The organism is Calothrix sp. PCC 6303 (genome assembly GCF_000317435.1).
Lineage (GTDB): Bacteria > Cyanobacteriota > Cyanobacteriia > Cyanobacteriales > Nostocaceae > PCC-6303.
The window spans coordinates 3,313,039-3,328,076 of sequence record NC_019751.1; the positions used below are offsets into that span (position 1 = coordinate 3,313,039).

A 15,038-nucleotide genomic window follows, 5' to 3' on the forward strand; every position below is an offset into this window, starting at 1 on the left:
AAATAAGGGTTTTAAGCCTCTCCCCGACACGGGGAGAGGTTTGGAGAGGGGTTATTCCAAATCCATCGAACTCACGTTAAATAAGGTCAAATGATAGATGGGATTTGTAACTCAATCTCCTGATCCGTAGCCACAAGTAAAGTCAGGAGAATGCCCTCACTCAGTCGCTATTTGAGGTTTTTCTCTACCAAGTTTCCACAGCAAGATGACACCCAAGCCGAACATATTGACTAGGAAAACTATTAACCCTCCGAAAAATGGAATGAGGGTCAGAATAGTCACGACTGCCAAACCTACCAAAAACTGCTGCTGTAACGACCAATTACGATTACTGACTAGGCTTTGACCAACAAAAACTGCCACAGCTAATGATCCTACTAGAGAAGTAACGATCGCAGTCAGGCTTAGTAGTGGAATCAAGGGAATACCAATAAGCGTAATTGCTAGAAACACACTCATAAAGATAATGCCGACAATTCCCCCCAGTCCCCATAGGGCAGTTAAACCGGGGTGTTGACGCAACTTTGTCGCTAAATTTGGTATAAACTGTGGGCTAGTATTTAAAATAATCAGTCCGAGAATAGCTGCGACTACGGCGGCACTAATTCTAAAAATGGCATTGAAGAAATACTGAGCGAAGAAGCTAATTCTGACTCGATTGGAACCATCCATCATCCCATGTCTATCGCTGAATGTAGTACGCTCACCACCAACGATCGCACCTTCTTCTTGTACGATTTTGCCGCCAAAGGAGTAAGCATCAGCTTCAACCCGCGCTCCTTTTCTCAGGATGACATCCCCGCCAAATGCGATCGCAGTATCCAAAACTCTGGCATTAGGCAATACTGTCACACTCCCCCCAAAAGCCAAGGCATTTTCCACAACTTGATTCTCTGGTACGGTGACGCTACCACCAAAGCGAATCAGGTTGGTATTGTTGATATTGATGTCAGTCTGTGCTAGGGCATTACCTGCAAATATTAAGCTGATGCTGGCGATAAAAGCCAGAATTAATTGTTGCCATTTCATAGATTTTATCCTTAGTAATTACAAGAATCATGATGAATTCGCTTCATTGGATAGTTGCATTCGCCGCAAACTCAGCCATCCCCAAAAGCAGCAAAGCGACGACGATTCAGCATTAGTATTTAGGAATTAGATATATTTAAAAATCGGCGATATCACAAAGTGGTTGCCAAGGGCATCGCTAACACTAAAACTGAGCTAATAATAAATGAAATTTGCTCTACCTGAATCTACCCCAGGGATTGAACCAACCAAAATATCCCAACAGTTCCATTCCATAATTATCGAGTTTTGAACAGAAATACATGGTACGATCAGATAGATTGGCAAAAATGCACAGCCACCTATGAATTACAGAAATTACATCACAATCGAACCCAATAAACGCGGTGGTAAGCCTTGTGTACGTGGCTTGCGAATTACAGTTTATGAGGTGCTTGAATACCTAGCTTCCGAGATGACCGAAGCAGAAATTCTTGATGATTTTCCCGATCTAACGCGAGAAGATTTAAAAGCTTGTATTGCTTATGCGGCTGACCGTGAACGTCGGCTGATGATTTCGACCTTATCAGCATGAAATTACTGTTTGATGAAAACTTATCCCCTAAATTATCCACCCGCTTGAGCGATCTTTTTCCAGGCTCGCTTCATGTTAGGGATGTAGGTATGAAAGCAACAATAGACCCGATAGTTTGGAATTATGCAAAAGACAATGATTTGATGATCGTCTCGAAAGATGCTGATATGCACGATCTGAGTTTAGTGTTTGGGAATCCCCCAAAAGTCATCTGGCTTAGACTTGGAAACTGTTCTACCTTACAAATTGAAAATTTACTGCGTAGGGAGTTCAGCATGATCAAATTATTTTATGAAGATGAAAATTCATCATTGCTTGCCCTCTCATAATTAGTAAAGGATGACATACTTACAGAATTATTAGTAAAGCAAATAAATGTTTACTTTACTAGAGATATTAAAAAAAGTTAAGCCTACCCACGAAGAATCTTTGAATCGAGATTTGCGTTTACAGAAGCAGCGATCGCAAACTCTAAAATCTCCAAAAGCAGCAAAGCAAAGACGATTCAGGAATTAGATATATTTAAAAATCGGCGATACCACAAAGTGGTTGCCAAGGGCATCGCAATCAACTTTTACCATACTCTTGTACGAAAAAAATCTGTCCAACTGCTTTTATATTTTGCTTCATAACCCGCAACAAACGATTCTCTAAGGTTCGACTATCCTCATCCAAAAAATCAATTATTGCCTTGACTTTCCCAGCATAATCACGATCGTGTTTAAAAATAATCATGCCAGCATGATTTGGTGCAGTGCGATGTAGATCGATAAAATCTTGACGATTTTCCGTAATCAAAATGCGACCTGTCGCTGTGGCATACTGCAAAACAACATCGTCAGGAATCCCTTGATTTGCTTGACCTGCTTCGTAGGAAGTTAATACATCGTGTCCCTCCGATCTGAGTAAGTTTACCATTGCGATCGGAAAATTTTCATTTGAGTAAAATTGTAATGCCATTAAACTAAATCATCTTGGGCAATTTCTTGATCGATTTGTTCAGGATTTTGTTCGTAGTAATGCCAAGCTGCACTTAAATCTTCCGCAGTCAATCCAGGATAATTTGCCAATAATTCTTCATCCGGCGCACCTTGTTGACGATATGCTACCAAAGTCCATACGGGAATTCGTGTATTTCTAATTCGTGCTTGTCCCCCGCAAACTCCAGGTGTAATCTGAATCGGATTTTGCAACATTTGCACGTAATTTAATGCTTGGTCAACTAATTCCTCTGGTAAAGCTGCAATTACTTCGAGCAGTTGAGTCCTCTTATTCATAACAACAAAATCTCTCTCGCTTATTTCATCCTAACTTGAAATTTTATAGTAACTATCCTATTGTGTGGACTTTGTGGGAAAATCCCTCAAAAAAGTTCATGCAAATTCTGTGTCCTCACCTAAAGTTGAAAATACAATTTTTCTTTTTGAGAGCATCGACTGACCAAAAGCTTCAGATCCCCAATCCTTAAGGTCAATATAGCTATAAAATGTAGGATTAGCATGGTTTTTAACCTATTTCAATGTTTTGAATTTCTTTAAACAGATGAACAAAATCATATGGAATAAGGGACGGCACATCATCAATTACCTTCGCTATGATCTCTAATTTTAAGTCAGGTTCTTTTTGAAACCGCTTCAGCTTATGAAAGACATTTTTCAGGGTCGCCTCTAAATGATGCCCTTGGGTATGAAGAAACCATTTAGGCAAGTTGATGATTTGTCCACCGAGGTATTGACAGGGCAATGTTTCATCTTCTAACGCTAGCAAATCAACTTTCACTTTATTTACTACAAAATCAGCGATCTCTTGAAGTCGAGTGCTATCGAATGTGGCAAAATTGATGTAGGTTTCATGCTGACTAAGCCCAATTTCACTACGTTCTATCCACTTTTCTCGCAGAAGTAAAGCTGCCACAAGAACTGGATCAAGAATATAATTTTCGATACTGTAACGTTTTTCTTTTCCAATAACTTTTATGCGTTCGTTACTAGAATTAGTTAGATCCCAATCAATGATTCCATAAACTGTTCGGCTACCTCCCTTTTCTAATTGATTGACAACATTTTTTACTTGATCACAATTACCGTTTCCTCCAACTCCAGATGCGATGAAGTTAAGTGATACCTCAGAAATTAAATGCTCTCTTAGCTTTTCGTACAATTGCTCATAAAATCGAACATCATATTGGCTCTCAACAAATACTTGGCGACGATTCTCATAATCTATACTTAAAGTTGGAACCCCAGTAGTCAGGATAGATAGGGCTTTATCTTTTGTACTCTTTTGCATCCGCTTTTGATCAGCTTTATACATCGCATATAAAGATTCCTCTGGTGATAGAGCTACTGTTGAAGGTGAATGTGTGGTTAAAATCACCTTAATCCCGTGGCGATTGACCAGCACATCTTGAATGGTTCGTAAAAGAGATTGAGTCATTGAGGGATGCAAAGGAGCATCAATTTCATCAAATAATAGAATCTTTGGATAATCTACAATTTGACGACGATCCCCTGCATAGTAGAGACACAATGCAAAAGACATCAAAACTCTTTCGCCTGAAGACAGATCATTGAACTTTACTTGTGAGTTCCTGATTCTATCAGTGAGAATTGGCTCGTAAGGTCGATCTTCATATTTCGGTGGTTGGTTAATCCTAAAATCGAGATTTGCCGTTTCAAGAACACTATTTACAAATTCCCAAGGTGGTTCTCCATATTTGTCTAAGAATTCCTCCTCAGTTAAGAAGCTAACAGATTCACCTTCAGAATTTGCCACGAACCTAAGGCGATTATTGAGCCAGTTCCTTTGATAGTCCGCGAAGAGTCTGCCAAATGACTGCTGAAACATGTCAACAGGTTGCCAACTTCTGGGAAAGTAATTGTAAAAGTCATCTTCTTCAAAAGCAAATAGGGGAATATTAGTATTACTCTGAAAGAGATCAACCAATCGTCGTCGATTGATTGGATCGTTTTGTATAAATCTGTTGGTGACGTTTTGATTTACTGAAGAAGCTACATTTTGAATCGCTTGACAAATTTGATTTGCCTGTTCTGAGTTGCTACCTCTTGAAATCAACTTTTCTGGTGTGAGGCTTATGATTTCATGCGTCTTAAGATTATCTAAGTCGGATCTATTAAATTGCTGAAGAGTTTGAGAAATCTGGGGACGAAATTCTTTTATATGTTGAGAAATTTCATTCCAAAACCCATATCTTTCTTGAGTAATTTGGTAAGGCGCAAAAGCACCTGTATCTTGTGGAATAAGGTTCGTCCAATCGAAGCGACGAATAGGGCGTGTTTGATTATTTACTACTATATCGTCAATTTGCATTGAGCCATTTTCAATTGCCTCTAGCAGATGACTCTTCCCTGCGCCATTCACCCCTGTGAGAACTACGAAATTTGGTAGTTCCGTTTCTGGGAAAGAAGCTATTGATTTGTGAATCTTGAGAAATGACAATCTCATAATGTTTGAGAATTCCCTATTTAGAGTATTATGCGGAATTTTACCGCACAACATCCTATGGAGCAACGCCCCAAAAAGTTATTAGAACAGGTGCAAGATGTTATCAGGCTTAAGCACTATTCCTACCAAACAAAAAAGACTTATATTTACTAGATTAGACGTTATATCCTCTTCCATAATAAGCGTGACCAGAAAGATATGGGAAGTGCAGAAATTGAAGAATTTTTAACCCATCTTGCGGCTAACGAAAATGTTGCTGCATCAACACCAAACCAAACACTTCATGCCGTTTTATGTCTCTACAAAGAGGTATTAAAACAAGATTTAGATTTGAAGGTTGATGCGGTTCGTGCTAAAAAATCTAAATATTTACCAGCGACAATTACACAAAAATGAAGTTTTGTCAATCATTCAAAAATTATCTGGCGTACATCAACTTTTAATTAAGTTTCTCTATAGTTGCATTCGTCGCATTCCCCACCAAGCGATCGCAAACTCGACAATTCCCAAAAGCAGCAAAGCACCGATGAGATGCCAAGTGCCAAACCAGCCTGAACCCCGCACAAATACATCCCGACAAAGTTCGATGTAATACCGCACGGGAACTAAATAGGAAGCAATCGAAAATGGAAACGGCACTGTATTGAGGGGAAACAAAAATCCTGCCAGCAAAAAGGCAGTCAGCACTTTAATTGTGCCGATCGCTTGTACAGCCGCGCTTTGGGTGGTAGTGAAAATGCCAATGATTAATCCGAGTTGTACACTTACCCAGATGAATATGGGAGTACCAATAATTAAGGGGGTGGGATCACCAATCACGCGCACTTGAAACAACAAAAAACCGACAATAAACAGAATTAAAGCTTCTCCCAATCCCACGAGGGTATATGCCAAGGATTTACCTAGCAATAGTTCCGAGGCACTGAGGCTAGAGGCGTAAAGCTGTAGAATTGTCCCTTGTTCTTTTTCTCGCACTAAGGCGATCGCTATCAACAACGGCGGAAAGATGGCTAAAATCACTCCGTAACTTCCAGGTACAATAAATAATGATTCCTGTCGTCCCGGATTAAACCAGAGTCGCACTTGATAAATTACACCAACAGAGTCAGCAATTTTATCGAGTTGGGCTTGTACAACTGACAAAGTTGTTCCCTGAATCGCCAATCTTGTTACCCGTGCGTTGATCACATCACTGCCATCAATCACAACTTGCAGATTTCCAGTTTTTCCTGCTTGTACCTCAGCAGTAAAGTCTGGTGGAATGGTGACTTGCACTTGAGCCGTTCCCCGGTCGATCGCATCGGGAAAGCGTTCGCCTTGCCATTGTGCTGGGACAAATAAATTGGTGGCGTATAGTCGTTCAACATAACTCCGGCTGAAGCTTGTCTGATCGAGATCCCGCACCGCCAGAGCAATATTTTTCGCTTCCAGGCGAATTGCATAGCCAATAATTAGCAGGGCAATTACAGGTAAAATGAAGGCGAGGGCAACACCTAAGCGATCGCGCACAAACTGCTCTAATTCTTTGAATAATTGATTGCGAATGCGGCGAATCATCATGGCGGCGCACCTCCGGCTCGTTGCACTTCCCCAATAAACGCATCTTCTAAGGAAAATGGCATGGGTTGAATATCTGTAAGAGAGAGATTTGCCGATTGCAGATATGACCGCACTTGGGGCAGTTCTGCGGTAGGATGATCGAGAACAACGTGGAGGCGATCGCCAAAAATGGAGACACGCCAAGGTTCGAGAAATTGCCGTAAGCGATCGTAACTTCCTTGGAGTTCGCCAATTTTTAACTCAAATAATTGACCAGGTTGTGCGGCTTTAATCTCACTGGCAGAACCTTCGGCAACTTTCCGCCCTGCAACCATAAAACACATCCGGCTACATTGTTCCGCTTCGTTCATATAATGGGTTGTCACCAAAATTGCTGTCCCATGTCGAGCAAAATCATTAATCAATTGCCAAAATTGCTGACGTGCTAAAACATCTACGCCCGAAGTTGGTTCATCTAAAAACAAAATTTCCGGTTCATGGATGACGGATGCACCAAATGCTACCCGTTGCTTCCATCCACCGGGAAGTTGTCTTGTCAGTAAATGTTCTTGTCCTTCTAATCCCGAAATGGATAACACCCAACTAATTTTTTCTCGCTGCTGACGGGGTGGAATGCCATACACCCCACTATAGAACTGCAAATTTTCCAGAATTGTTAAATCATCGTAGAGGGTGAACTTCTGACTCATATAGCCGATGCGTTGCCGCAATTCTGCACTGCGAAGATTGCCTGTTTCTCCAGCCAGGGAAATTTCGCCAGAACTAATTGGTAATAGTCCACACAGCATTTTGATAGCGGTGGTTTTTCCGGCTCCATTCGCCCCCAGAAGTCCATAAACATCGCCATAGCGGATATCAAGATTCAAATCCACAACGGCGTGAAAAGAACCAAAAACGCGATTGAGATTATGTGCAGAGATGGCTATTTTCGCCTTTGCAGGTTCAGATATTGCCAAGCTTTTGACTCGCGGAAATGCCAGAGATTTTGGTACAGAACCTTTTTGGCGTAACAGTGTGGTGAAAACGTTCTCTAGTGTGGGTGATTCTGGTTGAATTTCCTCGAACTGTACATTGTTTTGAGTCAAGCGATCGCGCACAAAGGCAATTCCCGATTTCACATCTTTCACCAAAACTTCAATGCGATCGCCTAATGTGGAAACCTCTACAATTTCACCTGTGACAATCAGTGCTTTTTCTGCTTGAATTAGCTGCGAAGTGCGGATAATCAAGCGATGCAAGCCTAAATTCCCCTTGAGTTCTGCGGGAGAACCCATTTGCTGAATTTGTCCGTTGTAAATTAATGCCACGCGATCGCAGCGTTCGGCTTCATCTAAATCAGGTGTCGCAACCAGTACGGTAATATTTTGGGCAGTTAATCCAGCCAGAATGTCCCAAAACTCACGCCTAGCAATGGTATCGACTCCAGTTGTTGGCTCATCCAGTAATAATACTTGCGGTTCAGCAATTAATGCACAGCACAAAGCTAACTTTTGCTTCATCCCACCAGAAAGACGACCGGCAAGGCGATCGCCAAATGAATCGAGTTGCATCAACTTAAGATATTTGGTGCGTCGCGCTTCAAGTTGATTTTCGGGGACAAGTCGTAATCCTGCACTGTAATAGATATTTTCATCCACACTCAGATCAGGATAAAGAGAAAATTGTTGAGTGAGATATCCAGTGTAATTTCGCGCATCACGGGCAGGTAATCCCAGAATTTTAGCATCGCCTGCGGTTGCTTCCATCACGCCACCCAAAATATTGAATGTGGTTGTCTTACCTGCACCGTCAGGCCCAATCAATCCAAACAATTCGCCACGGCGGATTTGCAGATCGAGTCCGCGAATTGCAATGGTTTTACCATAGTGTTTGTAGAGTCCCCGAACGTCGATTGTCACCTCATTTAAGTTTAGAGAAGCAGCAGGAATTAACTCATGGGAAAGCTTCATAGGCTAAAACCTTGCTCAAGGAATAAAAACAAATACTCAATCCAAATACTTATTCATATATCCATTTATATTCCCTGATTTTGTTAATAACAAATATAAAGTTTTATAGCTAGTATCTTGTTTGATTTATATTTTTTATATATGTATACTCTGTGCATAAATAAAACATTCAAAAGGAATAGAGAATGTTTAAATTATCTACCTATAAAGATATAAGAAATATTTGATTATTTATGCTTTAGTTGGAATTTAGGGTAATGATAAGAAATTCTGTGAAGTTTGGGAGTTGATGAACAGAAAGTAAGTAAATCGGCATAATAAAATCAAAGTCTGGTAAAAAATAAAATAAACTAAAATTCTATTGCCTGTTGTCTATCTAAAGATTAAATTTAAACACATTAAACACAAAAATTTTGAGGTTTATCTCATGCTAAATCCTATATTAACAGTCAGTATTTTTCAAAAAAAATCTGTTCCTAAAGCATTTTCCGCAGGACAAGTCATCTTTGAAGAAGGACAGCTTGGTGATGAAATGTATGGCATTCTCGAAGGAGAGGTAGATATATTAGTCAATGGCAAAATTGTAGAAACCATTGAAACGGGTGAAGTTTTTGACGTGGGGGTACTTGTAGGAGTCAAAAATAGAACTTATACAGCGATCGCCAAGGTAAATAGCAAACTGGTTTTTCTTGATGAGAGAGAGTTTCTCTTTGCCGTTCAGGAAACACCTATGTTTGCTGTAGAGGTGATGAAAAGTTACTCAAAGCGTCTGAGTCGCTTATAGCATCTGGTGTAAAGCCACACTTAGATGCTGTAATCTTCAATACAACCAATTGACTAAATATAATGAAATTCATTAAAGAGCGAAATCCAACACTTTCTCCTGCAATCAATCGAATTTGGCTCGAATCCAGGGGACGTGCAGAGGCAATTGCTATCTACCGTATTTATCAGAGCGGGATGACAAGACTTACTGTTATTGGAGCTAGGAGCATTTCTTTTTGTGGAGTTCTCTATAGGAAAAAACTGAATTATGGTTGAACATGCACAGCATCTCAATACTGTAGCTGACTTATCTGAGCAAGAAGCGAACGGTTTGCCGTCTGCGACAGCGATCGCTCGGCTCAAAGATGAAGGCTACAATGAACTCCCCTCGGCTCGCTCTCGCACTATTTTATCGTTTGTGTGGGAAACCGTTCAAGATCCGATCTTCCTGTTATTGGTCGGTGGTGGTATCATTTATTGGATTTTAGGCGACCTACAGGAAGCCATGATTTTACTGGGTTTCGTCTTCTTCATCACAGGGATCAGTCTTTACCAAGAAGGTAAAACCGAACATGCCCTAGAAGCCTTGCGCGACCTTTCCAGTCCTCGCGCCTTGGTGATTCGGGATGGTGAGCGAAAACGGATTGCGGGGCGAGAAGTTGTTAGGGGAGATATCTTAGTTCTAGCAGAAGGCGATCGCATATCTGCCGATGCAATGATGTTATCTTGCACAAATTTCTCAACCGATGAGTCATTATTAACCGGGGAATCCTTACCAGTCCGTAAAATTGCTGCTGCCTGTACTGTAGAAATGGCACGTCCAGGGGGCGATGATTTGCCCTTTGTATATTCTGGCACCTTAGTAGTTCAAGGACAGGGAATTGCTCAAGTCCAAGCGGTGGGCGCTCAAACAGAGATGGGCAAGATTGGCAACGCTTTGCAAAAAGTCAAGCCAGAACCGACTCCCTTACAACAGGAAATGACTCGGTTGGTGAGCCGTTTGTTTGGTATCGCTTTATTGTTGTGTGTGGCGATTGTAGTGATTTATGGAATCACGCGAGGAGATTGGCTTAAAGGATTCCTTGCGGGTATTACCTTAGCGATGGCAATTTTGCCGAATGAATTTCCGGTTGTCGTGACGATTTTCTTAGCATTAGGAGCTTGGCGCATTTCTCAGAAACACGTCTTAGCTCGTCGTGCTTCCGCCGTGGAAACCTTGGGTTCTGCAACGGTTCTGTGTGTGGATAAAACTGGGACACTAACCCTGAATCAGATGGCTGTACAACAGCTATTCGCATACAACCAGGCAGAAAACCCCCACCCATATAATTTGGAATTGCATTTACGCGAGTTGCTCCCCGAAGCATTTCATGAATTAGTCGAGTTTTGCATTTTGGCGAGTCAGAGAGATCCCTTTGATCCGATGGAGAAAGCATTTAAGCAATTGGGAGATCGCTATCTCGCACATACTGAACATCTGCATAACGATTGGATACTGTTACGAGAATATCCGCTTTCACCCCAGCTATTGGCAATGTCTCACGTTTGGCAATCAGCTGACGGACAACAGTATGAAATTGCAGCCAAAGGCGCGCCGGAAGCGATCGCGGATCTCTGTCATTTCACCCCCCAACAGCAGAAAATTCTTGCAGCCCAAATCAGTGAAATGGCAGATCAAGGATTGCGTGTATTAGGGGTTGCCAAAGCCTCTCTTGTTGATGCACCGCCCCCATTTTTACCGCCTCATCCCTCGCTCAATCCGCATCATTTACCCGACGAGCAACATGACTTTCCTTTTCAATTTCTCGGATTGGTAGGACTGTCTGATCCAGTGCGTCCAAATGTGGCGGCGGCGATTCAAGAGTGTTATACCGCAGGTATTCGAGTAGTCATGATTACGGGTGATTATCCCGGAACGGCTCAAACTATTGCCCGTCAGATTGGATTGATGCAAATGGGAGCTATTCTCACAGGCTCAGAATTGGATCTCATGAGTGACCTTGAACTCCAGCAGCGCATTCAAAGTACAAACATCTTTGCACGCGCTGTTCCCGAACAAAAACTGCGGTTAGTTAATGCTTTGAAATCCCAGGGTGAAGTCGTCGCCATGACTGGGGATGGTGTGAATGATGCCCCTGCGCTCAAATCTGCCCAAATTGGGATTGCGATGGGACAGCGAGGTACAGATGTTGCTCGTGAGTCTGCAGCTTTAGTGTTATTAGATGATGATTTTTCGTCCATCGTGCAAGCGGTGAAAATGGGACGGCGAATTTTTGATAATCTCCGCAAAGCAATGGCATATCTGCTGGCGATTCACATTCCCATTGCTGGGATGTCTTTAATTCCAGTTTTGTTTAAGTTGCCGTTAGTATTACTTCCCGTTCACGTTGCCTTTCTACATTTAATTATTGATCCAGCTTGCTCAATTGTTTTAGAAGCCGAACCCGCAGAAGCAACGGTGATGCAGCGTCCTCCCCGCAACCCCAAAGAACCATTATTTGGTAAGAAGACTTTGGCTTTGGCAATGCTACAAGGGTTAGGGATTTTAGCGATCGCTCTCGTCGTCTTTGTGGTTGCACTATATCGCAGACAAGGTGAACTTGATGCCCGTGCTTTAACTTTCACGACGTTGATTTTAGCAAATTTAGGACTAATTTTGAGCGAAAGTTCTTCATCTCGCCTCAGCCTCAAAATCTTGAAATCTCCCAATAATGCCCTTTGGTGGGTGATTGGTGGGGGACTGGCTTTTCTCGCCTTCGTGTTGTATGTTCCCTTCTTGCGTCAATTGTTTAGCTTCTCCTTCTTACACCCAATTGACCTGGCAATTTGTTTGGGCGGTGGGGCGATCGCTCTGCTTTGGTTTGAACAGTTAAAGTTTCTCAATCGACCCCAACGAATTATTCAATCCAAATCAAGAAAACCTATCCCAGAAAATCTTTGATTTACATCTGCATTCAATAGAACTCTTTAATCTGTAGCGTGAATAATACTTACGCTGCAACATTCTTCATCATCTGGCTCAAAATCTTCTGCACAATTTGCACCCCCGTCACAGCTTGCCAGCTAAACAATCCCAGCAGAATAAGATTCAGCGAAACGTGGATGCTACGAACCCAGTCATGCTTCTGCATAAAGGGAACTAACGCCGCAGAAGTAGAAATCAATCCCACCATCCCTAAGCCAGCAAATAGATGAGGGCCAATCACGATTTTGCCATTGTTAAAGTAGGTTACCATTATCCCCCCGATCGCACCCATTACCATCAATGCCAGGAGGATAGAACCAATTTGGTGATGGCGGATGGCGAACCGACCCTTCACCAATTCTTTTTTGATATCTCCGTTAGCCAGCCTCGTCCGTCGGACTTGCACACCCAGGTACATGACATAGAGTGCAACAACCAGCAAGATCCACATAGTAATAGGGTGAAAAAAGCTGAGATAGGGCTTGAGAGCCGCTAAAATTTCTGAACTCATAATAGGTATTTCCAAATTAGCTATGGAGAATTAATCCTGACTGCCTGACAGATTTGTTTGAAAAGCAGTCAAACCCAGGAATTAAAGGAGTAAATTCGAGAAAAGCATATTCCGAGATTGTCATCTTGACGAGCTTTATTGGAGGCAAAACTTGGTTGAGGATCTTGTGATAACAAAGGAATTGGGGTGAGTAATTGTCGTCCCTTGTGAATAACACCTTTGAGCCAGCGCAAACCAATCTTGAGATAACTTAAACCACGATTCCAGTGGGGGTCAACACAAGTACGTAAACCAGCAATTTGTACAGCCATGCCGTGGGTTGTACTGTAAAGTAAAGCTAAGGCGGCAATCAAATACAATCTCTCCAAAGATTCGGCATCACGAATGCGAGAATCTTCGAGTTCAAATGCACCTGATTTACTGTCCAGAAATAGTTCCTCTACGCAGAACCTCAAAGCATACTCATGCAATGTTTTTAAAGCTGGCTCTTCGTCTGTAACAACTGCCCAATGCTCGGATACCACTTCTGGATAGGCGACTACCAAATTACAGCGAATTAGGCAATCTTGCCACAGTCCAACGTTACGATAAAAAGCTGCTTGTCCTCGATTTGGATAAATTGATTTTACATGTGTTGGGTAACGTCTAACTCCATGCAAGCATGTATCACTTGGGATACGTATACAGTAATGCCAATTGCTTTTTTGCAACCAACTCAAGAAATCATGATTTGCAAAGCCCCTATCTGCAAGTATCATAATATCGGAATCACGGCGTAGTAACCACCTAGCTTTACGTAGCATCACCTCGTATTCCTTAAATGCAACCGTTGCACTGTTATGTTCCAATACTCTCCACAATAAAGGGATTGCTCGCCCACAACACACCACTGAGATGTGAATCATGCAGAAACGATTCCAAAGCATAGTTGTATCTAATGCCAAATACAATCGATGTTTTTCCCAGTCTTTGAGTGCCAACAATGCCAATGGCAAGTATATTTTTTCAACGTTAATCCTTATATTTTCAAGGAATCTATGCCACCTGCGCTCGTAGCTTTGAGCTTGTTTGGCATAACTGTCTACATATGGTTCCCATGCGCTCAAACTTAACTGACCACTACATATCAGCCCATTAATCATCCAAGCAAGAGTTTTTAAATGACGCAAATCACGGTAGGTACTGTATTGACGTAAGTATCCTAATACCTGACTATAAAGTTGGGTTGAGTTTGACATGGTATTTTTTGGTAGAAGTCTGGTAACTTTACCATCTCATGTCTCTCGACCTTTTTTACTAAAATCCTTGATTTTGCTAGGCTTTTCAGAGTTCTGTCAGGCAGTCAGCCGATGGAGAGAAAAAGGGGGATTGCAAGGATATAGCAATCATGTCCAGGAGGTTGCGAAAAAGTTTGATCACATCAGCGTTCATCCTGATATTTGGACTAAGGTTACACCGTTTTCATCCAAATCCTCTCATTTGTTTCTCCATGCAATTCAATTACTAGAAAAAAAGGGTTTAGTAGAGCAAAATCAACAGGTATTTGAAAAAGCAATCTGGGCATTTCGGGAGGCATTTTTTACCCAACTGGCAGATATTTCTGACCGCAAAGTGCAATTTGGCATTGCAGAGGAGTTAAAACTGCCGATCGCAGCTATCCAAGCTCAGATCGATAGTGGTGAGGCTTATGCCGAGTTATCCAAGGATTTTGAATTAGTCAAAGAGCATACAGTTACAGTCAGCCTAGGCTGTTGACTCTGTGACTTTTTCGGGATTTCATTCATGCAAAAAACGTGGATAGTCACGATGGCTGAAAGCTTGATTTTGATAGGGTTTTAACGAGATATTAAACGCCACGAACAAAAGTACCAAAAATCGCCCAATTTTCAACAAAGTCAACAGCCTACAGTCAGCCCCACCCTAATTTTTAATGAAGGACGGCAGAGACTCAACGGCAATGTCGGCTACCGAGTCATTGAAGCCAATATTCGGGAGTTACTGCACAATCCTCCGGGAGAACAATCCTGGTGTTAGGAATCTTGCCTTTATTGAAAGACCCGATGCCTTCTCTACGAGACGCTACGCGTAGCTTGCTTCCCCGGAGGGGTACGGCGAGCGCAGCTATCTCAATCAAAATGCACCCATGAAAAAACCACTTTTATTAGATAAACGCTTGGTTCTATTGGGAATATCTCTGTTGCTCTACATAATAGGACTAGG

Annotated in this window: 15 protein-coding genes; 7 read left to right on the plus strand and 8 right to left on the minus strand. The window is 41.9% G+C overall.

Features of this window, described 5'->3' with window-relative positions:
* Nucleotides 1–156: 156 nt before the first annotated feature.
* Nucleotides 157–1,029 carry a hypothetical protein gene (locus tag CAL6303_RS13720; RefSeq protein ID WP_015198407.1) on the minus strand — a complete coding sequence of 291 codons (873 nt, stop codon included), beginning with the start codon at nucleotides 1,027–1,029 and terminating at the stop codon, nucleotides 157–159.
* A gap of 343 nt (nucleotides 1,030–1,372) precedes the next feature.
* Between CAL6303_RS13720 and CAL6303_RS13725 the strand changes: the two genes are divergently transcribed.
* Genes CAL6303_RS13725 through CAL6303_RS30345 form a run of 3 tightly spaced genes read left to right on the plus strand, consistent with a single transcriptional unit; the run spans nucleotide 1,373 to nucleotide 2,119 of the window.
* Nucleotides 1,373–1,603 carry a DUF433 domain-containing protein gene (locus tag CAL6303_RS13725; RefSeq protein ID WP_015198408.1) on the plus strand — a complete coding sequence of 77 codons (231 nt, stop codon included), beginning with the start codon at nucleotides 1,373–1,375 and terminating at the stop codon, nucleotides 1,601–1,603.
* Complete coding sequence (locus CAL6303_RS13730; protein WP_015198409.1) at nucleotides 1,600–1,932, plus strand: DUF5615 family PIN-like protein; 333 nt, start codon at nucleotides 1,600–1,602, stop codon at nucleotides 1,930–1,932. Before CAL6303_RS13725 ends, CAL6303_RS13730 begins: the two co-directional genes overlap by 4 nt.
* Nucleotides 1,933–1,978: 46 nt before the next feature.
* Nucleotides 1,979–2,119 (plus strand): hypothetical protein, encoded by a 141-nt coding sequence (locus tag CAL6303_RS30345; protein ID WP_015198410.1) that lies wholly within the window; start codon nucleotides 1,979–1,981, stop codon nucleotides 2,117–2,119.
* A gap of 51 nt (nucleotides 2,120–2,170) precedes the next feature.
* Here the strand turns inward: CAL6303_RS30345 and CAL6303_RS13735 are convergent, their stop codons facing one another.
* The 3 genes from CAL6303_RS13735 to CAL6303_RS13745 all read right to left on the minus strand — a co-directional run bounded on the left by CAL6303_RS13735 (nucleotide 2,171) and on the right by CAL6303_RS13745 (nucleotide 5,068).
* Nucleotides 2,171–2,563 (minus strand): DUF5615 family PIN-like protein, encoded by a 393-nt coding sequence (locus CAL6303_RS13735; protein WP_015198411.1) that lies wholly within the window; start codon nucleotides 2,561–2,563, stop codon nucleotides 2,171–2,173.
* Nucleotides 2,563–2,880, minus strand: a complete 318-nt coding sequence (locus CAL6303_RS13740) for a DUF433 domain-containing protein (protein WP_015198412.1) — start codon at nucleotides 2,878–2,880, stop codon at nucleotides 2,563–2,565. The genes CAL6303_RS13735 and CAL6303_RS13740 overlap by 1 nt, the downstream gene beginning before the upstream one ends.
* Nucleotides 2,881–3,109: 229 nt before the next feature.
* The gene (locus tag CAL6303_RS13745) at nucleotides 3,110–5,068 is read right to left on the minus strand and encodes an AAA family ATPase (RefSeq protein ID WP_015198413.1); all 1,959 of its coding nucleotides are present in this window, start codon (nucleotides 5,066–5,068) and stop codon (nucleotides 3,110–3,112) included.
* Nucleotides 5,069–5,233: 165 nt separating this feature from the next.
* Here CAL6303_RS13745 and CAL6303_RS30770 point away from each other — a divergent pair, with 165 nt between their 5' ends.
* A complete protein-coding gene (locus CAL6303_RS30770) occupies nucleotides 5,234–5,464 on the plus strand; it encodes a phage integrase N-terminal SAM-like domain-containing protein (RefSeq protein ID WP_255348464.1) in 231 nt (76 codons plus the stop codon).
* A gap of 57 nt (nucleotides 5,465–5,521) precedes the next feature.
* Here CAL6303_RS30770 and CAL6303_RS13755 read toward each other — a convergent pair whose 3' ends face one another.
* A complete protein-coding gene (locus CAL6303_RS13755) occupies nucleotides 5,522–6,628 on the minus strand; it encodes an ABC transporter permease (RefSeq protein WP_015198414.1) in 1,107 nt (368 codons plus the stop codon).
* Nucleotides 6,625–8,577, minus strand: coding sequence for an ATP-binding cassette domain-containing protein (locus CAL6303_RS13760; protein ID WP_015198415.1), 1,953 nt, complete (start codon nucleotides 8,575–8,577; stop codon nucleotides 6,625–6,627). Before CAL6303_RS13760 ends, CAL6303_RS13755 begins: the two co-directional genes overlap by 4 nt.
* A gap of 427 nt (nucleotides 8,578–9,004) precedes the next feature.
* On the opposite strand from CAL6303_RS13760, the gene CAL6303_RS13765 reads away from it, so the two are divergent.
* Together CAL6303_RS13765 and CAL6303_RS13775 are read left to right on the plus strand one after the other, a co-directional pair.
* Nucleotides 9,005–9,361, plus strand: a complete 357-nt coding sequence (locus tag CAL6303_RS13765) for a Crp/Fnr family transcriptional regulator (protein WP_015198416.1) — start codon at nucleotides 9,005–9,007, stop codon at nucleotides 9,359–9,361.
* 249 nt (nucleotides 9,362–9,610) lie between these two features.
* On the plus strand, nucleotides 9,611–12,283 hold the full coding sequence (locus CAL6303_RS13775) for a cation-translocating P-type ATPase (RefSeq protein ID WP_015198418.1): 2,673 nt from the start codon (nucleotides 9,611–9,613) through the stop codon (nucleotides 12,281–12,283).
* A gap of 49 nt (nucleotides 12,284–12,332) precedes the next feature.
* On the opposite strand, the gene CAL6303_RS13780 is transcribed toward CAL6303_RS13775, so the two are convergent.
* Both CAL6303_RS13780 and CAL6303_RS31160 read right to left on the minus strand, forming a co-directional pair.
* Nucleotides 12,333–12,818, minus strand: a complete 486-nt coding sequence (locus tag CAL6303_RS13780; RefSeq protein ID WP_015198419.1) for a DUF4079 domain-containing protein — start codon at nucleotides 12,816–12,818, stop codon at nucleotides 12,333–12,335.
* Between the two features lie 68 nt (nucleotides 12,819–12,886).
* Nucleotides 12,887–14,056 carry a transposase gene (locus tag CAL6303_RS31160; RefSeq protein ID WP_015196004.1) on the minus strand — a complete coding sequence of 390 codons (1,170 nt, stop codon included), beginning with the start codon at nucleotides 14,054–14,056 and terminating at the stop codon, nucleotides 12,887–12,889.
* Between CAL6303_RS31160 and CAL6303_RS13790 the strand changes: the two genes are divergently transcribed.
* Complete coding sequence (locus tag CAL6303_RS13790) at nucleotides 14,055–14,573, plus strand: DsbA family protein (protein ID WP_015198421.1); 519 nt, start codon at nucleotides 14,055–14,057, stop codon at nucleotides 14,571–14,573. The two genes, CAL6303_RS31160 and CAL6303_RS13790, sit on opposite strands and share 2 nt — an antisense overlap.
* The last annotated feature ends 465 nt before the right edge of the window (nucleotides 14,574–15,038 follow it).